This window comes from Pseudaeromonas pectinilytica (genome assembly GCF_054780855.1).
Genome location: NZ_BAAGVN010000008.1, coordinates 1 through 20,658 on the forward strand (window position 1 = coordinate 1; position 20,658 = coordinate 20,658).

The window sequence follows — 20,658 nt, forward strand, 5'->3', positions numbered from 1 at the left end:
TGCATGCAGTGAATACGCAGCATGGTCTCCAGCGGATAGGGCCGTCGGCCATTGCCCGCCTTGGGATAAAACGGCTCGATGACTTCCACCATGTTTTGCCATGGCAGAATCTGCTCCATGCGGGAGAGGAAAATCTCTTTTCGGGTCTGACGGCGCTTAGTGCTGAATTCACTATCGGCGAAGGTGAGTTGATGGCTCATGATGTCCCTCTGGGATGCGCTCCGGATGAACATGATGATCTCATATCAGGAACTTGTTCGCACCTTCCCTAAATTCAGCCGCTACGAAGCCATCCGCCTGCTCAACAGCCTGGATATCGAACTCGTGGATTAAAGCACCGTATCCCGTCGAACTTCGGTAGCCCGTGGCCGACCTCAGGCCATTATAAATCCTACAACTGTCGACTTTATTGTTATTGACTAGGCAAAACACACAATAATCCCACTAGTGCAGGATTATTGGATCAGCTAGACTGATTTTAGAGAATACTCCGGACCTACTGGGATTAATGATGGCTCGATCAATCAAACCGCTCGCTACGCCCAGCCTCGACCTCAGGATCACCCCAGCCCTGCTGGGCGAAGCGGTGCGAGCTCGCCGCACACAGACGGGCCTGACGCTGCACGATGCCGCGGCGCTGTGCGGTGTCGCCAGAGACACACTGATGAAACTCGAACATGGTACTGCCACTATCCAGCTGGGCAGCGTGCTGCAAGTCTGCGCCGGGCTCGGCATCCAGTTGCAGATAGTGCCCTGGCAGGATGGAGAGGAACATCATGATGAATGGTGCTGATCCAGGTCTTCGAGTCTTCCTCGGGGAGCAGCCGATTGCCCGCCTGCAACAACACGAAGATCAGCTGCTCTGGCATTATGAGCCACACTGGCTGCAGCAGGGATTTGCCATCTCACCCCATCTGCCCCTGGAAACATCTCCGCCCCCACTGAATGTCCAACGCTTCCTGCGGAACCTGTTGCCGGAAGGCGCCGGATTCGAGGAGCTGCTGGCACAATTTCAGCTGGCTCGCCACAACACCTTTGGCCTGATCCTGGCGATTGGTGCCGAAACCACAGGCGCCTTGACGCTTCTGCCGGAAGGCAAGGAGCCTGAAACCAAGCCCCGATTTCGTCCTATCCGCGATGAGGAGCTGGCCGAGCGATTGGCTCAACGCCAACAACGAGGACTAACCGTCTGGGACGGCAAACCCCGCTTGTCGGTGGCCGGTGTGCAGGACAAACTCAATCTGCTCCTCGACCCGGATCTGGGCATGGGGTTTGGTGAAGGCAGTCTCTGCTCGACCCATATTCTCAAGTTCGAACGCCCTGAACTTCCCCATCTGGTGCTCAATGAATTTGTCAGCATGCAACTGGCCGCCCGCTGCCAACTACCTGTAGCCGCCGCCACTCGACGGAGTGTTGGTGGCTATCCCCTCTTGCTGGTTGAGCGTTTCGATAGGCAGGCCGAGCTGCCGCAGCGAGTGCGCCGACGTCACCTGATCGATGGCTGCCAAGCTCTGAATCTGCCCCCCGAGTACAAGTACGAACGCAACTTCGGCAATGGCCGTGATGTCGCCCATATCCGCGATGGTGCCAGTCTGCCGTCTCTGTTCAACCTCGCGCAGCAGTGCCGCAATCCGGCACTCACCCGAAAGACCATGCTGGAGTGGGTGCTGTTCAACCTGCTGATCGGCAACGCCGATGCCCACGGCAAGAACATCAGCTTCTTCATCGGGCGGCAGGGGATGGAGCTGACCCCCTTCTACGATCTGGTCAATATTGCCCGTTATCCCGACTTCGAGCAGGATCTGGCCATGGCGCTGGGAGACGAGTTCAACAGCCGGGCCATCCATGCCTATCAGTTAGCCGATTTTGCCGACAGTTGCCAGCTACCGCGGCCACTGGTCAGCCGTGCACTCAACAGCTTGGGCCAGCGCCTACGGGTAGCCCTGGATGATCTGCCGGAGCGTTATGGTATGACCGCCGAAGAGCAGGACTACCTGAGTGGCTATCAGCAGTGGGTCTTAGCTCGGTGCCAGCATCTACTGGCCGAAACGAAAGCGATCACCGGTATGGTGCTATAACCGAGCCGCCACATGCTGATGCATGACTTTTCCGTAGCAAATGCTCCCGGAAACTGTCAGTACGGGATATAGATAGTCCCTCAGCTTGAATGCCAGTCCGTTAGCGAAGGCGAGATAGGCTTTTGAGCCAACCGTTGGCGGCAGGGATGCCGCCATCGAGTCCCCAGGGAAGGGTTTACGGCGAGTGGGCGAGAGAGGATGTCTCGCCAGAACCTCTTAACTGACCAGCATTAGCCCCTCAGCTTACTTACAGCTGCAGATCGACCCATACCAGCCGGTGATCGGAGCTGAGCCAGGCGCTGTCCTGATCCTGCCTATCGGCGAGCCATTCGCGCCCCGGCTCTGCGGTGGCGGGCCAGAAGATGCCACTGCCCTGCACCTGCAGATCCTGGCTTGGCAGCACATAATCCAGCCGCAGGCCGCGCAGATGAGTCCAGTAGCGGGCTTGTGCGGCAGGCACGGCTCGGGCGCGGCGCGCGCCATGGATCACACCTCCGGCCGCGGCGGGTCGCCAGCGGCCACGGGCGACCGCAGGATGGACGCGTGGATGGGCCAGCAGGCGACGAATGGCCCGTCGATCGCCATCACCGGCCTGGGGATCGGCATTCAGATCCCCCAGCACCACAAAGGAGGCGGCCGGCTCCAGTCCCCCCTGGCGACCGGCATCATCCCGCAGGTAATCGGCACCATCGAGATAATCACACCAGAGCCGGATCTCGTCATGGTTGCGGCAGCGATTGCGCCGCTCGGCGCCATCAAACACCGGCGGCACCGGATGGCTCAGCAACAGATGCAGCAGCCGCTCGCCATTGACGGAAGGAATGAGGACCGGCAGATCCAGGTGATTCTTCGAGGAGAGCCGCAGCTCGGCCAGGGCCGCCGCCGAGTAGTAATCCCCTAACCCCGAGCCTGGCTGCCGGTCTGGCAGTTGCGCGCCGGGCATCCGCGCCCAGAGAAACTGGCGGAATGAGCGGACCGCCTCCGGTAGCAGAGGGAAGCGGGAGAGCACGACCATGCCGTACTGGCCATGAAAAGCGCCAAAGCCCTGACCATCGGCTGGTAGAGTCGGCACCCCATCGCCATCCAGATCGGCGCCGCACAGCAGACCGGTATTGGTGGGGATTTGCAGGTGATAGGGATAATCCAGCGGCGCGTCCCCCTGTTGCGAAACGCCCAGATAACGCTGCAAAAACAGCGTCAAAGCCCGCTCATCCTGCCCTTCGCCATCGAGATCGAATTCGTTGAGCAGCACTATATCCGGCCGCACCCGCTGCAGTATGGCCGCGCAGTGGTGCAGCGCCAGCTCATCGGCTTGCAATGCGGCCAGCAGCCCACCGGCCGCCGGACGGGAAAAACTGAGATTAAAGGTCGCCACCCGCAGGCGGCCTACAGCGGCAGACGTCATGTGTTAACGGCTGGACGAGGCCAATGCAGCCCCCGCCGCCATAAACAGCGAGCCGAACAGCCGGTTCTGCAACCGCATCCGCCGTTCGTTGGTCACTAGCTGGGCCAAGGGCGAGGCCACCAGGGCGTAGCCGACCATCACCAGGCAGTCCACCAGCACACAGGTCAGCCCCAGGATCAGCGTCTGGGACCATAGCGGGTAGTCGGTGTGCAGAAATTGCGGAAACAGCGCCACCAGAAACAGGATAGTTTTCGGGTTGGTCAGGTTCACCAGCACCGCTGGCCAGAACAAGGCCTCGGCCCGCTCACCGCCGTGAGCGAGCTCGAAACGGGCGGGAGCGCGCCACTTCTGCCAACCCAACCAGATGAGGTAGGCCGCGCCCCCCCACTTGAGCAGGGTGAAGGCTTCGCTGGATTGCGCCAGCAGGGTACCGAGCCCGGCACCGACCAGCGCCAGATGGCAGAGCATCCCCAGCTGCAGACCGGCAATCGCGGGCAAGGTGCCGCGCCAGCCGTGGCGCATGGCGGTGCTGATGGTATTCACCGCACCCGCACCGGGGGAGAGACTGAAGATCAGGGTTGTAGCCAGAAAGGCCAGCCAGACATGCACACTCATCAGGATTACCACGCGCTTCCATTCGACATCCGAGCCCCACTGTAGCGCGCCACGGCAGGCAAGGAAACCATGGCGATTGGAGACGTCTGCCGCCACAACCCAGCCACAGGATCCCCCGAGTCGAGGACCCCGCAAGCCGGTTCACAAGGGCGCGGTCACAGCGTGCATCAGCGAGGATGGCGTCTGGGCGACGAGCAGACCGTTGGTGGCAGGGATGTATCCACGACGGGTCGGCGAGCGGCCAGACTCCAGGCCTAGTTACGAGAGGGTAAAGCCCAGAGCCAGCAGCAGATTGCAGCTCAGGCTGCCCAGCGCCGTCAGTTTTAGCTGCTTGTTGAGCAATAGCGGATCTTCGCTCACCTGCACCACCCAGGCGGCACGCAGCAGCGGCAGATAGCCGGGTAGAAACAGCCAGGGCCAGGGTGAAGCACTGTGCAGCAGGATGAACAGCACGATCAGCACACCGGCCCCACCCACCAGCAACCAGTGGTAGTTGCGTGCCCGGCTGGCGCCCAGACGCACGGCGAGGGTGAATTTGCCACTGGCGGCGTCACTGACCCGATCGCGGATGTTGTTGATATTCAGCACCGCCGTGGCCAGCAATCCACAACTGGCGGCGGGCAGCAGCAGGCTCCAGCTCAGTTGATGGGTGTAGAGATAATAGGAGCCCATCACGCCGAGCAGGCCGAAAAACAGGAATACCGAGAGATCGCCAAAACCACGATAGCCGTAGGGACGACGCCCGACGGTGTAAGTCACCGCCGCCACCAGCGCCAGCGCGCCAAAGCCGATAAACGCCAGCAGGGCGGGCCAATCCTCGGCAAAGGCCGACCACAGCAGCGCCAGACCACTGACCATGGCAGCCAGCGCCGTGAGGCCCATGGCGACTTGCATCTGCCGCGCCGTAATCAGACCGGTGGCCACGGCGCGAGTCGGACCGACCCGTCCGGCCAGATCCGCACCGGATACCGCATCCCCATAATCGTTGGCCAGGTTCGACAGCACCTGCAGCAGTATGGCCGTCAGCAGACAGAGCAGGAACAGGGGCCAACGAAAGGCATCGGCGTGGGCCGCCAGACCGCTACCGAGCAGAACACTGGAGCACGCCAGAGGCAGGGTCCGCAGGCGGGCCGCCAGTAACCAGCGGGAGAAAGAAGTGCGAGTCATGGTGAGTGGAGGCATCCCCAGCGAATGTGTTTACCCCCCGTTCGGCAGCCCCTATACTGGGCCCAGCCGGCCGGTCCGAGGCGTCAGGAAGAGACGTACTATAACGGATCTGGCTCTCATTTTGCAGTTCCGGCAGCTCGCCGGGCATTATCAGCCGTGTATTCATGCCATGCTGGCCCAGACAAGACTCATAAGAAAACTTGATAGCCTGTTACAGACGGATCTGACTGGTTTCATTCGTCTGCGGGAACCCATCGACATCACCTCCTTTACCGGTTGGCTCAAGGGCCAGACCCTCTATCCACGCATCTATTGGCACGCCCGGGAGCGGGATCGGGAGTTTGCTGCCTTAGGCATTCTGCGGGAAATCCGCGATGCCGAACAGTTGGCGGCGCTGAGCGGCCAGCCCAAACCGGCCGCGGGGAGCTGGCCTCGCTACTACGGCGGCTTGGCCTTTGATCCGCTGGCCACCCAGGGCGACAGCGACCATTGGCAGGAGTTCGGTGACTGCCGCTTCGTGTTACCGCGCCTGGAGCTCATCCGGCAGGGCAACCAGATCGAGCTGGTATGCAACCTCTGGCTGGAGTCGGATCCGCACCAGCGCCAGCAGGAGATCGACACCAGCCGCGCGGCGCTGGCGCAGGTCCAGCCCGAGGCCGCGCTGACTTCTCTGCCCGCCATTCACTTCCAGCGCCGGGATACCCCGCCGCAGGCCATCTGGTCCACGCTGGTGGAGCAGGTGACGAGCAGCGAGCATCTGGCCGAGCTGCCTAAAGTGGTACTGGCCCGGGAGAGTCAGCTCACCACGACGCAGGCGGTCAATCCCTGGGATCTGCTGGCTGCCATGCAGCCGCTGACGCCAGCCTGTTTCCACTTTGCCTTTGCCTTCAGTGCCGAGGCCTGCCTGCTCGCCAGCTCACCGGAGCGACTCTATCGTCGTCACGAGCGGGATCTTGAGAGCGAGGCGCTGGCCGGAACCATACTGCGCACCGGTGATGAGGCCGTCGATCGGGAGCTGGCCAGCCAGTTGCTGGCCGATAACAAGAACCGGCTGGAAAACCGGCTGGTGCATGCAGATATTCTCACCCGTCTGGAAGGGCTGGCCGAGCAGGCGACACTCTCGCCGCCGCGCATTCTCAAGCTGCGGCGCTTGCAGCATCTGCGCCGCGACATCACGGCGCAGCTGAAACCCGACGTCACCGATGCCCAGTTGCTGGCCACCCTGCACCCGACCCCGGCAGTCGGTGGCACCCCCAGACGCAAGGCGCTGGCGTTTATCCGCCAGCATGAGCCCTTTGCCCGTGGCTGGTACGCGGGAGCTTGCGGCCTCATCAGTGAGGATGTCGCCGAATTTGCCGTCGCCATTCGCTGTGCCCTGCTGACCCCCGACACCCTGCGGCTGTACGCCGGTGCCGGTATCGTCTCGGGCTCCGAGCCCGCCGCCGAATGGCAGGAGCTGGATGACAAGCTGGCCAATCTGCTGGGGCTGCTGAGCCAGGGTTCGCGGCCATGATGCGCCCGGGCGACCACCTGAATCTGGGCTGGGCCCGGCTGATCCTCGAAGAGTTGTGGCGGCTGGGAGTGCGCGATCTGTGCATAGCCCCCGGCTCGCGCTCCGCACCCCTGACCCTGGCCGCCAGCGAGCATCCCCATCTGCGCACTCACTGTCACTTCGATGAACGGGGTCTGGGCTTCCTGGCCCTGGGGCTGGCCAAGAGCAGTGATCGGCCGGTCGCGGTCATCACCACCTCGGGCACGGCCGTGGCCAATCTCTATCCAGCGGTGATCGAGGCCCGGCTCTCCCGGGTGCCGCTGATTATTCTCAGCGCCGACCGCCCTGCCGAGCTCATCGATTGCGGCGCCAATCAGGCCATCGCCCAGCCCGGTCTGTTCGCCGGATATCCGGTGTTTGCCCAGAACTTGCCGACCCCGGATCGGCGCATCGATCCGCGCTTTGTGCTCGGTACCCTGGATCAGCTCTGGCATGCCCTGCAGCAACAGCCGGGACCGGCCCATCTGAACTGTCCCTATGCCGAGCCCCTGTATGCCGGACAAGGCGAACCACTGCCCGACGACTATCTGGACGGGCTCCGCCACTGGCTGAGCCATGACCAGCCGCTGACCCGCTACGACCACGCTTTCTCTTCTGTTCAGGCGTCAACTCAGACGCCAACTCAGGCCTCTACGCTAGCAACCGATGACGAGCGAGCCTCCTGGGGTGAGTTTGCCCGCCAACCGGGTGTCATCGTCGCCGGACAGATCGCCAATCCCCAAGATGCTGCCGCCGTACTGGCGCTGGCCCAACACCTGGGCTGGCCGCTGCTGGCCGATGTGCAATCGCAACTGCGCTTCACCCCGGAGGCCATCACCCATGTCGATCTGGCGCTGCATCACCCCGGGTTCCAGCAGCAACTGGCCGCGGCCAAGGTGGTGTTGCAAGTCGGCGGGCGTCTCATCTCCAAGCGGCTGGGCCAGTTTGTCAGCCAGCAGGCCTGGCAGGCACGCTGGCAACTGGATGCCTCGGCGGAGCGCCTGGCGCCGGATTACCGCCTCGACCGGCGGTTGATCGCCCCGATTGCCGCCTGGTGTCAGCAGCACATCGCCTGCACCGCCGCAGCCCCCCGTTGGGATCGACTCGCCGCATATACAGCGCCGCTGGCCCGACTCCTGGAGCAGCAGCTCGGCTGCTGGAGCGAATTGGGGCTGGCGCACAGCCTCTGCGCCCTGCTGCCTGGACCCCTGCTGCTGGGCAACAGCCTGCCCGCCCGCCTGCTGGATATGCTGGGCCAGCCACGGCCTGCGGATGATCAGCCCGGCCGGGTGTTCAGTAATCGCGGCGCCTCCGGCATTGATGGCCTGATCGCCACCGCCTGCGGCATCGCCCTGGGGGTGGCGCAACAGCTGGAGACAGCGACATCGGCCACCACGCTGCTGATTGGCGATACCTCGGCACTGCACGATCTCAACAGTCTGGCGCTGCTGCGTCAGCCCGGGCTCAATCTGGTGCTGGTACTGGTGAATAACGATGGCGGCAGCATCTTCACCCTGCTGCCGGGTGCGGCACAAAGCCCGGCGCTGGATGCCTTCTTCCGCCTGCCCCACGGTCTGGACTTTGCCCATGCCGCCGCCCAGTTCGGCCTGCGCTATCGGGCTCCCGACAATCTGGAGGCCTTTAGCCACGACTATCGGCAGGCGACCCAGGGCGGCGTGACGCTGATCGAGTGCCGCTTCCCGGCCGATGAGGTCGCCCGCCAGCTCGGCGAGCTGGCTCAGGCCTGTCGGGATCTGGAGCTGCCCGATGCCGATGCCCAGCCCTGACGCTCTCGGCCCGGCTCTGCACCGTCCGGCAGCAGACCAACCGGCCCTTGACCACCAAGGCCCGTCGCCGCGTCTGGTGCTGCTGCATGGTCTGCTCGGCTCGGCCCAGGATTGGCAACCGCTGCTGCAAGCGCTGCCTGCCTCCCTGCGGCAACAGGCACTGGCGCTGGATCTGCCCGGCCACAGCCCGGCGGCCGGCCCCGCCGTCGATTTCGCGCATTGGCCCGCCTGGCTCGATCAACAACTCAAGACCCATCAGGTCGGCGATTTTATTCTGCTCGGCTACTCGCTGGGTGGCCGTCTGGCGCTGCACTACTCTGCAACAGTCCATGCTGCGACAATCCATGCTGCAACAACGGATGCAGCAACAACCGATGCCGCCACACTGGCGGATCAGCCCCGGCTGCGCGGACTGATAGTCGAGAGCGGCCATCCGGGGCTTACGGGAATTGACGAGCGCCGCCTGCGCGCCCGGCAGGATGCACGCTGGGTGCGACGCTTCTGGCGCGAGCCCTTCACCGAGGTGCTGGCCGACTGGTATCAACAGCCGGTGTTTGCCGAGTTGGATGCCACCCAGCGCCAGCAGCTGATCGCCCTGCGGGGTCAGCAGGATGGCCGAGCCATCGCCCGTATGCTGGCGGCCACCAGCCTGGCCCGCCAGCCCGACCACAGGGCATGGCTGGCCACCAGTGTCCTGCCAACGCTGTGGCTCAGTGGCGCCCGGGATCAGAAATTCAGCGCCCTGGCTTGTCAGCTGGCCCGCGACTGCCCCAGACTGGCGGCAGATCCGATCGCCCATGCCGGTCACAATGTCCACCGGGATGCTCCCGAGGCCATGGCGGCGCGGCTGCAGGCGTGGTTACGTCAGCAGCCTCAATTTTCTGCCTTTTTCTAGGCACTGTTTTCTAGTTACTTTTTGGATGACACCACCCATGATCGAGAACCAAGACGCCCACTGGTACGCCCCGACCCAATGGCATGACTGCAGCGGCGAGTTTCAGGATATCTGCTATCACAAGTCCGAAGAGGGGATAGCCCGGATCACCATCAATCGTCCCCAGGTGCGCAACGCCTTTCGGCCACTGACGGTGCAGGAGATGATGGAAGCGCTGAATGATGCCCGCTTCGATGCCGGGATCGGCGTCATCATCCTCACCGGAGCCGGCGATCTGGCGTTCTGCTCCGGCGGCGACCAGAAGGTGCGTGGCGACTACGGTGGCTATCAGGATGATGCCGGCACCCATCATCTGAACGTACTCGACTTCCAGCGCCAGATCCGCACCTGCCCGAAACCCGTGGTCGCCATGGTGGCAGGTTACGCCATCGGCGGTGGCCATGTGCTGCATATGATGTGTGATTTGACTATCGCCGCCGACAACGCCCGCTTTGGCCAGACCGGCCCCAAGGTCGGCTCCTTCGATGGCGGTTGGGGTGCCTCCTACATGGCGCGGATTGTCGGCCAGAAGAAGGCCCGCGAGATCTGGTTCCTGTGCCGTCAGTACGATGCCGCCGCGGCTCTGGAGATGGGGCTGGTCAATACCGTCGTGCCGCTGGCCGAGCTGGAGCGCGAAACCGTGCGCTGGTGCCGGGAGATACTGCAGCACAGCCCCATGGCCCTGCGTTGCCTGAAGGCGGCCCTGAATGCCGATTGTGACGGTCAGGCCGGGCTGCAAGAGCTCTCCGGAAATGCGACTATGCTGTTCTATATGACCGAAGAGGGTCAGGAAGGACGCAATGCCTTCAACGAAAAACGTCGCCCCGACTTCTCCAAATTCAAACGGAATCCATGATGAAAGTCAGTCTCTATCGTTACCGGCTGCCGCTCAGCCAACCGATCCAGTTCCATGATCAGCAGATCTCGGTACGTGAGGGACTGCTGTTGAAATGGGAATCCAGCTGGGGCGAAATCGCCCCGCTACCGGGTTTCTCCAAGGAGACCCTGGCCGAAGCCGAAGCGGAGGCCCTGCTCTGCCTCAAGGCCTTGAAGATGGGGCGCCCGCTGGAGCCCCAGTTGCCGTCGGTACAATTTGGCTTCGACTGCGCCCGACGGCAGTGGCCCGCCAAGATGAACGCGCCGCACTCGCCCTATATCCTGCTGCTGGGCAGTCCGGACGAGATCATCTGGGGCTGGCGCGAGTGGTTGTATGACTATCCGGCCAAGGCCAAGCTCAAGGTGGCCCGCCACCCGATGCGCGATGAGGTGGCCATGGTACGCGAGTTGTGTCGCATGGCGCCCAAGCTCAAGCTGATCCTGGATGCCAACTGTGGCTGGACCCGTGAAGAGGCCTGGACCTTCATGAGCCACCTCAACGCCGCCAATATCGAATATATCGAGGATCCCTGTGCCCGCCTCGAGGATATCCGCGCCGTGGCCAGCCATACCGGTATCCCGGTGGCGCTGGACGAGCTGCTGAGCCTGGAGCCGCGCTGGGAGCCCTTCCCCCAACTCAAGGCCATCGTCATCAAGCCCACGCTGATCGGCTCCCTGAGCCGCTGCAAAGCGCTGATCGACAAGGCCCATGCCACCGGTCTCAAGGTGATTATCTCCTCCTGCTATGAATCCCAACTCGGTAATCGCCAACTGGCACAACTGGCCAGCGAATGGGCACCGGAGCAGGCCCCCGGCCTCGACACCCTGCGCTACTTCACCACCAATGTGCTCAAGGCCGAAACCCTGCACGTCGATGAACAGCAGCTGGAACTGCTATGGCAAAGTTGAGCGTATGGCCCAAAAGTTGAACCTATGGCAAAAACCTTGAACACTGCCGGACCGCGGCGACTCTGCCCGGTCCGCCAGCACAGCCTGCAGACTCCCGACCAGATCGCCATTCGCGCCCCCCGGCAAGTGCTCACTTACCGTCAGCTCGACCGTCAGCTCAGCGTGGTGCAGCAACAGCTTGCCGCCTCAGGGCTGCAACCGGGCGACCATCTGGCCAGCATAGGAGCCAATTCGCTGGCGCTGATCCTGCTAGCCTGGGGCTGCTTGCGCGCAGGACTAGTGTTCTGCCCGCTCAATCCCCGGCAACCCCGGGCCCAATTGCACGCCCAGCTGCAGCAGCTGGATGCCAAAGCCTGCTGGCTAGCCCCGGAGTGGCATGCCGATCCCGGCGCAGCGACGGCCGAAGACATACCGGATCGGGCCTGGCCCTGTCCGCTCCTGGCGCTGGAATGGGGGCTCAACCCGGCGGATCCGAACCCGGAAGCGACGGCTAATGCGGATGCGGAAATTAGCGCCTGGCTGGATACCCAGCAGCTCAGCAATCTGATCCTCACCTCGGGCAGCAGCGGCACCCCCAAGGCCGTGGCCCATACCCTGGCCGCCCACTGGGCCAGTGCCGAGGGCTCGGCCCAGGCCATACCGCTACAGCCCGGTGATGGCTGGTTGCTCTCCTTGCCGCTGTTTCATGTCGGCGGCTATGCCATTCCCTGGCGCTGCTTTTTGGCCGGGGCGAGCCTGGTACTTCCGGATCCGGATTGCTCACTCAGTGAGCACTTACTGGGGGGGAGCATCACCCACCTCTCATTAGTGCCGACCCAACTGTACCGGCTGTTGCAGACTCCGGGGTTCAACTTCGGCCAGACCCGCCTGCGCCATCTGCTGCTCGGCGGCGCGCCCATTCCCCAAGCGCTGGTCGTTGCCTGTCAGGCCCAGGGGCTCACCCCTCAGGTCAGCTATGGCCTCTCCGAGATGGCGACCCAGGTCTGTACCCGCTATGCCGCCACGGACTCAGCGGCGGTGGGTAAACCCCTGCCCGGCCGCGAGCTGAGACTGGTCGATGGCGAGATCTGTGTCCGCGGCGCCACCCTGTTCAGTGGCTATTACCACGCCGGAGCTCTGGAGCCCGCCCTGGATGCCGAGGGTTGGTTTCACACCGGCGATCTGGGCGAATTCAACGCCGACGGCGATCTGCTGGTGCTGGGACGGCGGGATAACCGCTTCATCAGCGGCGGCGAGAATATCCAGCCGGAGCTCATCGAGCAGGCGTTGTTGCAGCATGCCGCCGTGCAGCAGGCGCTGGTGGTGCCGCTGGCCGATGCCGAATGGGGCATGACGCCGGTGGCGTTTATTGACTGGCAGCCGACCGCGGAGCACGCCAGCGGGAGTGAGCAGGCACTGACCGATCTGGCCCCCTGGTTGCGGCAACGGCTGGCCCCTTATCTCATCCCCCGCCACTGGTTACCCTGGCCCCAACAGGCCCATGTAGGGTTGAAACCCAGTCGCCAGCAGCTAGCCGAACAGGCGCGCCAGCAGTTGGCGCAGCCGTGAGCTGTCATGCCAGTTGTATTCGCGAAGGCGAGAGAGCCTGTTGAGCCAACCGTTGGCGGCAGGGATGCCGCCATCGAGCCCCCACGGACGGGTTTATGGCGAGTTGGCGAGAAAGGATGTCTCGCCCGAACCGCTTAACTGACCAGCATTCCCCCTCTACGCCGGGGTAAGCCGGGGCCGTTTTCCTTGGTTTTACCCCCACAAATCCGTATAGTCGGCACGTTTCTTCGACAGGGTGATCACTATGTTTCAAGACAATCCGCTGCTGGCGCAGCTCAAGCAGCAGCTCCGCGACAATATCCCGAAAAAAGAGGGGGTCGTGCGTGGCTCCGATCGTGGGTTCGGCTTCCTGGAAACCGATACGCGCGAGAGCTATTTCATTCCGCCACAGCAGATGAAGAAGGTGATGCACGGTGACCGCATCACAGCCCTGATCCGCAGCGAAAACGAGAAAGAACAAGCCGAACCGGAAACCCTGATCACCCCGTTTCTGACGCGCTTCGTCGGTCGTATCAAGCTGATCAAGGATCGCCTGAACGTGGTGCCGGACCATCCGGTGCTCAAGGAAGTGATCAAGGCCCGTCCGATCAAGGGTCTGGACGAAAAGCAGTTCGCCGAAGGCGACTGGGTGATCGCCACCCTCAAGCGCCACGGCCTGACCGATGGCAGCCACTTTGCCGAGATCAGTGAACTCATCACCGCCAGCGAAGATCCGGAAGCCCCCTGGTGGGTTGTTCTGCGTCGCCACGATCTGGCGCGCAGCGCTCCGGCCGATGCCGAAAGCTGGCAGCCGCTGGAAGAAGATCTGCCCCGCGCCGATCTGACCGCTCTGCCCTTCGTCACCATCGATGGGGCCTCGACCAAGGATATGGATGACGCCCTGTATGTGGCGCCCCATGCTGATGGCTGGTTGCTGACCGTCGCCATCGCCGATCCGACCGCCTATGTGGCACCGGGCAGTGCCATCGATGAAGAAGCCGCCAAGCGCGCCTTCACCGTCTATCTGCCGGGCCGCAATATCCCTATGATCCCGCGCACCCTGAGTGACGAGCTCTGCTCCCTGAAAGAGGGCGAGCCCCGCCACACCCTGTGCTGCGAACTGCTGATCCGTCGCGACGGCAGCATAGCGCCGGACTTCCGCTTCTTCGCCGCCACCATCTGCTCCCAGGGCCGTCTGATTTACGATCAGGTCTCCGATTTCATCGAGCTGGGTCAAGCCGAAGGCTTCAACCCGAGCGCCACCATCATCGAGCAGATCCGCGGTCTGGAAGCTATCACAGCTGCTCGTCACGCCTGGCGCAGTGAGCACTCGCTGGTGTTCAAGGACAAGCCGGACTACGCCTTCGAGCTAAATGAGGCCGGTGAAGTGGTCGCCATTCACGTCGAGCCACGCCGCATCGCCAACCGCATGGTGGAAGAGGCGATGATCGCCGCCAACATCTGTGCCGGTGAGTTCCTGACCCGCACGCCGGGCTATGGCATCTTCAACGTGCACCCGGGGTTCGATCCGGAGAAGCTGCAAGGCGCCATCGATCTGCTGAGTGCGCACAACGCGCCGATTGCCGACGAACGCATCAATACCCTGGACGGTTTCTGCCAGCTGCGTCGCTGGATGGACAGCCTGCCCAGCCCGTTCCTCGACAGCCGCATCCGTCGCTTCCAGACCTTTGCCGTGGTCACCTCGCAACCGGGGCCGCACTATGGTCTGGGCTTGAACGCCTACGCCACCTGGACCTCGCCAATCCGTAAATACGGCGACATGGTCAACCATCGCATCATCAAGGCGCTGCTGCGTGGCGGCGAATGCCCGGCCGAGTCCAGTGCCGAGCTGACCCAGCTGCTGAGCGATGCCCGTCGCAAGAACCGCTTTGCCGAGCGCGACATTGGCGATTGGCTCTATGTGCGCTTCCTGAAATCGGCGGTCGGCACCGACCAGACCTTCAACGCCGAGATCATCGACGTGGTGCGCGGTGGCCTCAAGGTTCGCTTGCTGGACAACGGTGCCGTGGCCTTTATTCCGGCCGGCCAGATCTTCGCCGACAAGAAGCGTCTGAACTGCAGCTGGGACGATGGCCGAGTCTATTTGGATCAGGAGCCGCGCTTCGAGCTGGGGCAACAGATCCAGGTCAAGCTCAAGGATGCCATCGAAGCCACCCGCTCCCTGGTTGCCACCCTGGCGGAGCCGCTGGATGCCCGCACCCAGAGCGAGAGCATCGAGGAGCTGGAGCACGAAGTGCGCGAAGCCCAGGCTACCGATCTGGAGCTAACCAGCAACGAGGTGGATAGCAACGTCGATTAAGTCGCCGCGCTTATCCCTGCTCCCCTCATCAGGCCCTGCTCGCAGGGCCTGATTTTTTATGACGATGTCCCCATTCGGTGTTGGAAACCAGAGGGCTGGATGCTGGACGAAAAGCAGACCGTTGGCGGCAGGGACGCCGCCATCGAGCCCCCATGGAAGGGTTCATGGCGTGTCTGCGTTCGACCAGACTCCAGACCCGTAGCAGAACCTCTCAGCGCCATCAGCACCACAGATTGAGGGCTGGGAAGCCACTCACAGAATCCAACCCTCTCCTTGGTTAACGTAACCGCCGGATACTCCAGCGGTTATGGCGAGGTACAGCGAATGAGTGAACGGGACAAGATGCGCAGTGGCGAGGCGTTCGATGGCCGGGATGCCGAGATTATAGCGCTGCGGGATCGGGGGCAGACCCTGTTGCGAGAGCTGAATCGGTACAAGGCCGGAGACACTCTGCACCACGAAATCTGCGGTGAGCTGTTCGAGCACCTAGGGCCCGGCAGCATCGTCTCGACCCCGTTTTGCTGCGAATTTGGCAGCAACATCCGCATCGGCACTCACAGCTACCTCAACTTCAACGTCACCCTGCTGGATGTCGGCCCCATCGTCATCGGCGACAACGTCATGATAGCCCCCAACGTCCAGATCTATACCGCCACCCATGATGAAGATGCCCTGCTGCGGCGCAGCTGGGCGGTATACGGCAAGGCCGTCACCATAGGCGATGATGTCTGGATCGGCGGCGGCGCCATCATCTGCCCCGGCGTGACGATTGGCCCGCGCTGCATCATAGGTGCCGGTGCTGTGGTGACCCGCGACATCCCCGCCGACTCGGTGGCGGTTGGCAACCCGGCCCGGGTGGTACGGCAAGTCCAGAGCCACGAGGCATCCTCAGCTAACGACGGCTAGCGCCGGATGTCCACGGGCCTGATCGCTGCTGGCGAGGCCGCCGGTTTGGCGCCCACGACCAGCCAGACGGCCACGCCGACTACGGCGGCGCCGAGCAGATAGCCCGAGCTGATGGCCTCGCCCAGCACCAGATAGCCCCATAGCACACCGAACGGCGGGATCAGGAAGGTCACCGTCAGTGAGCGCAGCGGACCTATATCGGCGATCAGGCGGAAATAGAGAATATAGGCCAGCGCCGTACACAGCAGGCCGACCGCCAACAGACTGACCCAGGCCTGCCACTGCCACCAGTCCGCAACGGGGGCCAGGACCTGGGTTGCGCCGAAAAATGGCAGCAGAAACAGCGCCGCCCCCAACTGACTGCCCAGCGCCACCAGCATGGGATCCAGCCCGCCGCGCGCTAGGATCCAGCGTCGGGTCAGAAAACCGGCCAGACCATAGCAGCTAGTCGCCAGCAAACACGCCAGCACTCCGGCCACCAAGCTGGCACTCAGTGTTACCTCGCCCCGGGTGGTGATCACCGCGATGCCGAGGAAGCCCAGCAGCACACCGGCCCACTTGCGCCGCGTCAGTTGTTCACCAAACGCGACGACCCCGATCACCGCCCCCATCAGCGGCGTGGTAGCGTTCAAGGTGGCGGAATAGCCCGCTGGAAGCCACTGCGCCGCCAGGCAATACATCAAGAAGGGGATCCCGGAATTGATCACTCCCAACGCCAGCGCCGAGCGGAACTTGCCCGCGAACCGCAGCGAAACCCGCAATCCCCAGACGAGAAGCGCCAGCCCCAGAGCTCCCAGCACCACCCGCAAGAAGGCAGTATTGACCGCACCCACCGCCGGAACGGCGATCCGCATAAACAGGAAACTGCTGCCCCAGATCGCCGCCAGCAGCAGCAATCGGAAGTAATCCACAACACGCATGATAGGGCTCCAAAACGGGTTCGTTCGCAGTAATAGCACGGCGGGGATGAATCATCGACCCCCTTGCCGCGCCACAGAGATAGCCGGGTCACTCACCACCGATGAGTCGCGGCGGCGAGCCTGCGTCAACGGCGTGTACGCAACGATTGCGCAGGAACGCCTTCGAGCTGGAGCAGGGCGGCCTTGATGGGGAGTCCGCCAGCATAACCGGTGAGGCGACCATCACGACCAACCACCCGATGGCAGGGAATAATGATCGACAGCGGATTGCGTCCCACCGCGGCACCGACCGCCCGGCTGGCGTTCGGGTTACCGAGCTCGGCCGCCAGCTCGCCGTAGCTGAGGGTCGCGCCGTAGCCGATCGCCATCAACCGCTGCCATACCCGCTGCTGAAATGGGGTACCAGCAGCGGCACAGGGCACCGAAAAAACCTGCAGACGGCCGGCGAAATAGGCCGCAAATTCCGCCAGATAGGGCGCCAACGCCCGCGGATCCGGCTCCCAGTCCTCCGTGGTGGGGGGCGGTCGTTGCCCCGCCACAAAATCCACGTAGCGCAGGCCGCGCCCATCGATGGCGATACGCAAGGGCCCCAGTGGCGTGGCTAAATCGGCAAAACGGATCATGTGGTACTCCTGCTCGTATTTTCAGGCTGGTTTTGGCCCTTATTGGGGCTCTGGGTTGTGGACGCCGCAACCGTTGCGGCCGAGTGCCACAGCCAGCTTGCGGCATAGCCCCGCCAGGGACGCCAGGCCTCGGCGCACGCCAGCAACTCGGCCGCCGTCAGACGCCGCGCCGGATCCAGGGCTTTTTGTAGCACCAGATCCCCGGCTGGAAAGGCATCCGGATCCCAGCCACAACGCAGCCGCCAGTAGGCCACGGTCCAGGGACCGATGCCCGGCAGGGCTAACAGCTCCGCATCGCTGACCCGCTCCAGCGACATCCCCTGCACTAAGGCGGAGGCCAGCCCCTGCAGGGTCTTAACCCGACTGCCCGGCAACCCCATGCCATCCAGATCCAGCAGCAACAACTCCTCCGGGCTCGGCAGCGCGGGAGACCCAAACCGCGCCGCACGCCGGGCCACCAACCGGCCGAGCAGGGTGATGGCCCCCTTGACCGAAATCTGCTGGCCGATAATGGCGCGCAGCAGCACCTCGTAGGCATCCCAACCGCCCGGCAAACGCAGACCCGGTGTCGCGGCGATGCGTTCGGCCAGCCGTGGACAGGCCGAGAGCCGGGCCTGGATCGGCAACGGATCCGCATCCAGATCCCACATGCGCCGCAGTCGATAGAGCAGCGCGGGCAACTGTCGTGGCGCCACGCCCTGCAAGGTCACCCACAGGCAGTCGCCGCTACCGGCTTGTACCTCCAGCCGGGCCATACCGCGGTCGCCGGGGAAATGACGCACGTAGCGATCTGCCGTCACCTCCTCCAGACCGCTAATCGCCCGCAGCCGGTAAAAGTCCAGCAAGGCGGCAAAATCATAGGGTGGCCGATAGGCCAGACGTAGCCGGATCGGTTCATCCTGCCAGGTGGTCGTCCGTGAGGCCCGCAACCGGGAGGGCGCGACGCCGTAGGCCGCCAGCCAGACGGCGTTGAAGCGGCGCAGGCTGCCAAAACCAGCGGCGAAAGCAATATCCGTGATGCTGAGCGCCGTATCGGTCAGCAGTTGCTTGGCCAGCAACAGACGCCGGGTCCGCTCCACCTGCAGCGGCGTCAGGCCGAGGTAGTGCTCGCACTGGCGGCGTACCGTGCGCGCCGAGCCACCACAGTCCACTGCCACCGCCTCCAGCGAACTATCCACCAGTTTCCCCCGCTCGATGGCCTGCAGCACACGACCCAGCACCGGCGGCAGGGCATGGCGCTCGGCCGGTGCCAGCTCGGGGCGACAGCGCAAGCAGGGGCGCAACCCCGCCTGCTCGGCGGCGGCGGCGGAGAAAAAATAGCGCACGTTCTGCTCCAGCGGTGCCCGGGCTGGGCAGACCGGGCGGCAGTAGATGCCGGTACTCAACACGCCGGTGAAGAAACGGCCATCGAAACGGGCATCACGGGCCAGACGAGCGGCCCGGCACTGTTCCGGCGTCAAGGGTTCGGGTGAAAACATGGCGCCTCCTGAAATTGAGGTCTCCAGCCTAAGGGGCCTTGTCGGTGCTGACTAGCCGAAAACGGCCAGCAATTGAAAAAGAGTGATGCTTCCCGATCCCGGCCCCGCAGGCCGCGTCTGGTGAACCTGGCTCGCGCCATGTTCTCCCGCCTGCAGGGAAAAGTTTCAGCCTTATCCCGCCTCCTCTTCACTCGCAACATGGCAGGGCGATAGTCCATCGCACGGCTGGGCCCATCCAGGCCAGTCACACCGCGATTCCAGTTATCACAGAAGGAGTGTCACCATGCCCGTCATCATTACCCATCCGGAAACCCATGCCACCAGCAATTTACAACGTGGGGATCTGGTGTTTAAAAATTGCGAAGGCTCACTGGAAGTCGGCAAAGTGATCCAAGCGGGGCAGTTCTTATCCTCGCTGTTCGGTCAGGCCCAGATCAAAGATTCCAAGTGGGAACATGCCGCCGTTGCCATCAATGCCGAGGGCTCGCTGATTGAGGCGGTATCCGGCGGTATCACCGTCAATGATATGACCCGGGGCGCCGACTATATCGTGTTCCGTTGCAGCAACCCGGCGGTGCAAAACGTCGCCGCCAACGCCGCCCAGATGTTTCTGGAGAACAAGCTGGAAGCCGAAGATGAGGGCAGCCAAATCTTTGGGTACAGCCTGAAAAAGGCGATCAAGGCTTGGGCAAATCCCGGCCGGACGGTGCCGGATGTGGACTCGGTAGAGGCGCGGATCGATAGCCTGTTTCCCCCCTTGGCTCCCGGCCAGGTCGCTGCGGATCCTCGGGATATGTTCTGCTCGCAATTTGCCGCCCTGTGTTATGCCATAGGCGCGGAACAAAGCGGCTTGCATCCCGGTGCCTTCATCGAACGCCAGGATCATGTGCTGACCCCGGCCCAGATGGTGACCCTGCTGCGTAATAACCCGAATTGGCAATTTATCGGTATTCGCCAGCGCGGATAAATCAAGCCGCCTATGCAACTCAAGCGAAGTAGGCGATTAATTCCATCGCTCTCGGCCATCTCGTGAGATGGCCGAATTATATCCCTCCCGAGAGCTCGCAATTCGAATTAATGTTGCCGTTGATAATTCAATATTTGGCCTTTAAACGGCTGTAGCAAATAATCGGTATGTTCAGGTTTATATTGGCAATGGGAATATCCCAGCGTGACCATTTTTTTACTGAAACAGGCGTGATGACCGCGCCCCGGATCGACCAGAATAACCTGGCAATGGGAGGCGGCATGTTGCTCGATAAAACCGGATAATATATTCACATGGGAGCGTTCATAGAGCAGGTCGCTGCCAATGATCAGATCGAAGAGCCCTAATTCGCTGGCCTCATCGTCCCAGCCGGTGCGGACAAACGGGATCGCCGCTCCCTGATTCAGGCTCACATTTTCGCGCAGGAAATTACCCGCCTCGGGATGGTAATCGGTGGCAGTAATATTGGCATGGCGCTGGTTCAGCACCAGACTGGCCAGGGCAATCCCGCAGGCGCTGTTCCCTTTACGTGTTGGGGCAATCTATACTTGCAGTAAGTTCGCTGGACTGAGGTGCCCGCTATGGATACCAACC

18 protein-coding genes and 1 pseudogene are annotated in these 20,658 nt (G+C 63.0%); 11 read left to right on the plus strand and 8 right to left on the minus strand.

From position 1 onward, the window contains the following. Positions 1-200: pseudogene (locus ACYVG7_RS00450) on the minus strand (IS5/IS1182 family transposase); the annotation flags it as partial. Between the two features lie 311 nt (positions 201-511). Here ACYVG7_RS00450 and ACYVG7_RS00455 point away from each other — a divergent pair. Both ACYVG7_RS00455 and ACYVG7_RS00460 read left to right on the plus strand, forming a co-directional pair. Continuing rightward, positions 512-793: a helix-turn-helix domain-containing protein gene (locus ACYVG7_RS00455; RefSeq protein ID WP_460881292.1), complete on the plus strand. Its 282-nt coding sequence runs from the start codon at positions 512-514 to the stop codon at positions 791-793. Further along, positions 777-2,078 carry a HipA domain-containing protein gene (locus ACYVG7_RS00460; protein WP_460881293.1) on the plus strand — a complete coding sequence of 434 codons (1,302 nt, stop codon included), beginning with the start codon at positions 777-779 and terminating at the stop codon, positions 2,076-2,078. Before ACYVG7_RS00455 ends, ACYVG7_RS00460 begins: the two co-directional genes overlap by 17 nt. A gap of 247 nt (positions 2,079-2,325) precedes the next feature. On the opposite strand, the gene ACYVG7_RS00465 is transcribed toward ACYVG7_RS00460, so the two are convergent. The 3 genes from ACYVG7_RS00465 to ACYVG7_RS00475 all read right to left on the minus strand — a co-directional run bounded on the left by ACYVG7_RS00465 (position 2,326) and on the right by ACYVG7_RS00475 (position 5,265). After that, complete coding sequence (locus ACYVG7_RS00465) at positions 2,326-3,483, minus strand: endonuclease/exonuclease/phosphatase family protein (protein ID WP_460881294.1); 1,158 nt, start codon at positions 3,481-3,483, stop codon at positions 2,326-2,328. Positions 3,484-3,486: 3 nt separating this feature from the next. Then, positions 3,487-4,194 carry a homoserine/homoserine lactone efflux protein gene (rhtB, locus tag ACYVG7_RS00470; protein ID WP_460881295.1) on the minus strand — a complete coding sequence of 236 codons (708 nt, stop codon included), beginning with the start codon at positions 4,192-4,194 and terminating at the stop codon, positions 3,487-3,489. A 162-nt stretch (positions 4,195-4,356) separates the two neighbouring features. Then, positions 4,357-5,265, minus strand: a complete 909-nt coding sequence (locus tag ACYVG7_RS00475; RefSeq protein WP_460881296.1) for a 1,4-dihydroxy-2-naphthoate polyprenyltransferase — start codon at positions 5,263-5,265, stop codon at positions 4,357-4,359. 169 nt (positions 5,266-5,434) lie between these two features. On the opposite strand from ACYVG7_RS00475, the gene ACYVG7_RS00480 reads away from it, so the two are divergent. The 8 genes from ACYVG7_RS00480 (at position 5,435) to ACYVG7_RS00515 (ending at position 16,055) form a co-directional block, all read left to right on the plus strand. Then, a complete protein-coding gene (locus ACYVG7_RS00480; RefSeq protein WP_460881297.1) occupies positions 5,435-6,778 on the plus strand; it encodes an isochorismate synthase in 1,344 nt (447 codons plus the stop codon). After that, complete coding sequence (gene menD, locus ACYVG7_RS00485) at positions 6,778-8,583, plus strand: 2-succinyl-5-enolpyruvyl-6-hydroxy-3-cyclohexene-1-carboxylic-acid synthase (RefSeq protein ID WP_460881307.1); 1,806 nt, start codon at positions 6,778-6,780, stop codon at positions 8,581-8,583. Before ACYVG7_RS00480 ends, menD begins: the two co-directional genes overlap by 1 nt. Further along, a complete protein-coding gene (menH, locus tag ACYVG7_RS00490) occupies positions 8,564-9,478 on the plus strand; it encodes a 2-succinyl-6-hydroxy-2,4-cyclohexadiene-1-carboxylate synthase (protein WP_460881298.1) in 915 nt (304 codons plus the stop codon). Before menD ends, menH begins: the two co-directional genes overlap by 20 nt. A gap of 37 nt (positions 9,479-9,515) precedes the next feature. After that, on the plus strand, positions 9,516-10,373 hold the full coding sequence (gene menB, locus ACYVG7_RS00495) for a 1,4-dihydroxy-2-naphthoyl-CoA synthase (RefSeq protein ID WP_460881299.1): 858 nt from the start codon (positions 9,516-9,518) through the stop codon (positions 10,371-10,373). Beyond that, positions 10,373-11,302 (plus strand): o-succinylbenzoate synthase, encoded by a 930-nt coding sequence (gene menC / locus ACYVG7_RS00500; RefSeq protein WP_460881308.1) that lies wholly within the window; start codon positions 10,373-10,375, stop codon positions 11,300-11,302. The genes menB and menC overlap by 1 nt, the downstream gene beginning before the upstream one ends. A 24-nt stretch (positions 11,303-11,326) precedes the next feature. Then, complete coding sequence (menE, locus tag ACYVG7_RS00505; protein ID WP_460881300.1) at positions 11,327-12,850, plus strand: o-succinylbenzoate--CoA ligase; 1,524 nt, start codon at positions 11,327-11,329, stop codon at positions 12,848-12,850. A gap of 244 nt (positions 12,851-13,094) precedes the next feature. Further along, entirely contained in the window at positions 13,095-15,149 is a 2,055-nt protein-coding gene (locus ACYVG7_RS00510) for an exoribonuclease II (RefSeq protein WP_460881301.1), read from the plus strand. 324 nt (positions 15,150-15,473) lie between these two features. Beyond that, complete coding sequence (locus ACYVG7_RS00515) at positions 15,474-16,055, plus strand: sugar O-acetyltransferase (RefSeq protein ID WP_460881302.1); 582 nt, start codon at positions 15,474-15,476, stop codon at positions 16,053-16,055. On the opposite strand, the gene ACYVG7_RS00520 is transcribed toward ACYVG7_RS00515, so the two are convergent. From ACYVG7_RS00520 to ACYVG7_RS00530, 3 genes are all read right to left on the minus strand, one after another. Beyond that, positions 16,052-16,975, minus strand: a complete 924-nt coding sequence (locus tag ACYVG7_RS00520; protein WP_460881303.1) for a DMT family transporter — start codon at positions 16,973-16,975, stop codon at positions 16,052-16,054. The genes ACYVG7_RS00515 and ACYVG7_RS00520 overlap by 4 nt on opposite strands. Before the next feature lie 125 nt (positions 16,976-17,100). Beyond that, complete coding sequence (locus ACYVG7_RS00525) at positions 17,101-17,598, minus strand: methylated-DNA--[protein]-cysteine S-methyltransferase (protein ID WP_460881304.1); 498 nt, start codon at positions 17,596-17,598, stop codon at positions 17,101-17,103. Next, the gene (locus ACYVG7_RS00530) at positions 17,595-19,076 is read right to left on the minus strand and encodes an AlkA N-terminal domain-containing protein (RefSeq protein ID WP_460881305.1); all 1,482 of its coding nucleotides are present in this window, start codon (positions 19,074-19,076) and stop codon (positions 17,595-17,597) included. Before ACYVG7_RS00530 ends, ACYVG7_RS00525 begins: the two co-directional genes overlap by 4 nt. A gap of 283 nt (positions 19,077-19,359) precedes the next feature. Between ACYVG7_RS00530 and ACYVG7_RS00535 the strand changes: the two genes are divergently transcribed. Continuing rightward, positions 19,360-20,043 carry a hypothetical protein gene (locus ACYVG7_RS00535; RefSeq protein ID WP_460881306.1) on the plus strand — a complete coding sequence of 228 codons (684 nt, stop codon included), beginning with the start codon at positions 19,360-19,362 and terminating at the stop codon, positions 20,041-20,043. 107 nt (positions 20,044-20,150) lie between these two features. Here ACYVG7_RS00535 and ACYVG7_RS00540 read toward each other — a convergent pair whose 3' ends face one another. Then, positions 20,151-20,606 carry a class I SAM-dependent methyltransferase gene (locus ACYVG7_RS00540; protein ID WP_460881309.1) on the minus strand — a complete coding sequence of 152 codons (456 nt, stop codon included), beginning with the start codon at positions 20,604-20,606 and terminating at the stop codon, positions 20,151-20,153. Between the last annotated feature and the right edge of the window lie 52 nt (positions 20,607-20,658).

Coding starts and splice junctions, on each gene's coding strand:
- ACYVG7_RS00455 (WP_460881292.1), top strand. CDS start 512: ATGGCTCGATCAATCAAACCGCTCGCTACGCCCAGCCTCGACCTCAGG.
- ACYVG7_RS00460 (WP_460881293.1), top strand. CDS start 777: ATGATGAATGGTGCTGATCCAGGTCTTCGAGTCTTCCTCGGGGAGCAG.
- ACYVG7_RS00465 (WP_460881294.1), bottom strand. CDS start 3,483: ATGACGTCTGCCGCTGTAGGCCGCCTGCGGGTGGCGACCTTTAATCTC.
- ACYVG7_RS00475 (WP_460881296.1), bottom strand. CDS start 5,265: ATGACTCGCACTTCTTTCTCCCGCTGGTTACTGGCGGCCCGCCTGCGG.
- ACYVG7_RS00480 (WP_460881297.1), top strand. CDS start 5,435: ATGCTGGCCCAGACAAGACTCATAAGAAAACTTGATAGCCTGTTACAG.
- menD (WP_460881307.1), top strand. CDS start 6,778: ATGCGCCCGGGCGACCACCTGAATCTGGGCTGGGCCCGGCTGATCCTC.
- menH (WP_460881298.1), top strand. CDS start 8,564: ATGCCGATGCCCAGCCCTGACGCTCTCGGCCCGGCTCTGCACCGTCCG.
- menB (WP_460881299.1), top strand. CDS start 9,516: ATGATCGAGAACCAAGACGCCCACTGGTACGCCCCGACCCAATGGCAT.
- menC (WP_460881308.1), top strand. CDS start 10,373: ATGAAAGTCAGTCTCTATCGTTACCGGCTGCCGCTCAGCCAACCGATC.
- menE (WP_460881300.1), top strand. CDS start 11,327: ATGGCAAAAACCTTGAACACTGCCGGACCGCGGCGACTCTGCCCGGTC.
- ACYVG7_RS00510 (WP_460881301.1), top strand. CDS start 13,095: ATGTTTCAAGACAATCCGCTGCTGGCGCAGCTCAAGCAGCAGCTCCGC.
- ACYVG7_RS00515 (WP_460881302.1), top strand. CDS start 15,474: ATGAGTGAACGGGACAAGATGCGCAGTGGCGAGGCGTTCGATGGCCGG.
- ACYVG7_RS00520 (WP_460881303.1), bottom strand. CDS start 16,975: ATGCGTGTTGTGGATTACTTCCGATTGCTGCTGCTGGCGGCGATCTGG.
- ACYVG7_RS00525 (WP_460881304.1), bottom strand. CDS start 17,598: ATGATCCGTTTTGCCGATTTAGCCACGCCACTGGGGCCCTTGCGTATC.
- ACYVG7_RS00530 (WP_460881305.1), bottom strand. CDS start 19,076: ATGTTTTCACCCGAACCCTTGACGCCGGAACAGTGCCGGGCCGCTCGT.
- ACYVG7_RS00535 (WP_460881306.1), top strand. CDS start 19,360: ATGCCCGTCATCATTACCCATCCGGAAACCCATGCCACCAGCAATTTA.